The 2479-nt window shown below is 38.4% G+C and carries 1 protein-coding gene; it reads right to left on the minus strand.

Translation table 11 applies throughout. The features are described from left to right. Positions 1–196 precede the first annotated feature (196 nt). Complete coding sequence (locus AC2JBO_RS44505; protein ID WP_496960010.1) at positions 197–1966, minus strand: ABC transporter ATP-binding protein; 1770 nt, start codon at positions 1964–1966, stop codon at positions 197–199. Positions 1967–2479 lie beyond the last annotated feature (513 nt).

Here is a 2479-nt window from a genome sequence, read left to right on the forward strand (position 1 = left end):
ACAAAAAATTTGCGATATATACTTTCTTTATAAAGTCTTAATAATTAAATTTGAAGGAGCAAGCGCGCGTATATTATGTAGCGGTGCCTGTATATAGTAATTCTAAATCATTCGTAAAATCGTGCTTTGTAAAGACGCAATTAATTGCGTCTCTACGTGGATAAATGTTTATCGTATGGTTATTATCGTATGATTGTTATGGTATGGTTGCAAGTTTTTGTTGTGAGTCTAAAATTGCAGCATAAAGTTGATTTTGTAATAATTCTTCATGTGTACCTTGTGCGACTAACTCACCTTTATCAAGCAGCAATATACGGTCAGCATTGCGGATACTACTGAGACGTTGAGCCACCATTATTACTGTACAACGGCGCCTTTGCATTAAGTTATTCAAAGCAGATTGAATTAATGCTGCTGTTTTAGCATCGACAGCAGAAGTACTATCATCGAGAATAAGAATACTGAAGTCGGTGAGTAAAGTACGCGCGATAGCTATTCGCTGTTTTTGTCCTCCAGATAAACCAATACCTCGTTCGCCAACAATTGTGTTGTAACCATCGGGTAAACTGCTGATAAAATCATCAATAGCCGCAAATTTTGCAGCTTCGATAATTTTTTCAATAGGCGCCTCTGGAACAGCATAAGCAATATTGTCGCGGATAGTTCCAGAAAACAAAGTTGCATCTTGGAAGACTAAACCAATATGAGAACGCAAGCTAGAAAGCGCTAAGTCACGTACATCGTATTCATCAATTCTAATGGCGCCTAATGTTGTATCATAAAAGCGGGGAATCAAATTTACAATTGTGCTTTTACCTGTTCCCGTCATCCCTACAATAGCGGCAAATTCACCTGGTTCAACTGTAAATGAAACCTTTTTGAGGGCATCAGTATTAGCTTCTGGATAACGAAAAGAAACGTTATCAAATTCTATTTTACCAGCACATGTTTTTAAAGTAATAGCATTCGCACGGTTATGAATTTCTACTTGTGTATCAATAACTTCATACACGCGCGTTGCGGAAGCTGATGCTTGTGCGATAACTCCAGACGCAAAACCTATTTGCAGCACTGGTTGAAGAATAAATGCTAAATATGAATTAAATGCAACTAGTGTACCTAAAGATAGTTGTTTATTTATGACTTCGGCGCCTCCAAATCCTAAAACTGTTAAAGTAATGAAGTTACCTAGTAAAAATAGAACTGGGAAAACATTCCGCAATACCCTTACCGTCTTCATGTTTGACGCTAGCAATTCACCGTTGAAATTTGTATACTTTGATACTTCTGAATGTTCGCGTACAAATGCTTTGACTACCCGTACACCGAGTAAATTTTCTTCGAGAACACCGTTTAGGTTAGCAAGTTGTGCTTGGACAAGTTTAAATAAATGTGAGTTGTTTTTAAAGAAGCGTCCCAGCACAAACCCTGCTATCGGTATAGAAATTAGTGTTATTAGTGCCAACTTCCAATTCATTACAAGTAAAATAGAGGCACTAGCAACTAAAGTAATTAGTCCACTGACAACCTGAAGTAAACTTGTGCCGATAAAAGTACGAATTTGCTCGATATCGCTGGTGACGCGCGTTAGTATTTGTGAAGAAGAGGTGCGGTTATAGTAAGTTTGGCTTAAATACTGAGTTTGAGTAAAAATTTGATTGCGTAGATAATAAGCAACATTTTGTGAAGTTGCTTCTGAGAAAAAGCTTTGCCCAAAACTAAATAAACCTCGTCCAAATGCTGCTAAAACGAGAAACAGGGCACATTTGAATATAACATCAAGATTACCCTTAGCGATACCTTCGTCAATTCCCCAGCGAAAAAGCTGTGGAGTTATAGCATTGATTGTAATTAACAGCACTAAACTAATAATGGCGCCTAGTACTAGTAAGCGATAAGTATTTAGGATTTTTAGCACCCGTTTTAAAGAAGGCGCCGAGGATTTACGTTTCGATTCGTGTCGCATTGTTACAGAGAAACCACAGGCAGAAGCTCTATGATACAACGGTCAAAGGCTTAATTCATTCCTTCTATAGGTTAAAAAAATCCCGTAGGATAGGCGTCTCGCCTGTCCTACAAAGTACATAAAAACCGTAGGGTGCGTGACGCTACTAAGGAAATTTCAACGTAGATGTAAGACTTGTAGCGTCACGCACCAACTCATGATTGTGACTATATTAGGTTAAAAAAGCTAAAATCAAATTGTAATCGTGGCGGAGTGCGACTGTTATGCTGCAAATCTCTGTTACAGAAGCATCCGAAAATCTAGATATTTATGGTGCGTAACGCTACAAAATTATTCGCTTCGTTGAAATATTGTTAAGCGCGTTACGCACCCTACTGCCGAATGGCACTATTTCACGCATTTTGAGGCACCAACGCGCATTGGGTAGGGTGCGTGAAAGCTATTACTATCAAGGAATGTAACGCCAAATACAGTGCTTTCACGCACCATTAATACGTTAAGTAAGCAACATTC

Source organism: Calothrix sp. CBUCES-K 9914 (assembly GCF_059640475.1).

Coding starts and splice junctions, on each gene's coding strand:
- AC2JBO_RS44505 (WP_496960010.1), bottom strand. CDS start 1,966: ATGCGACACGAATCGAAACGTAAATCCTCGGCGCCTTCTTTAAAACGG.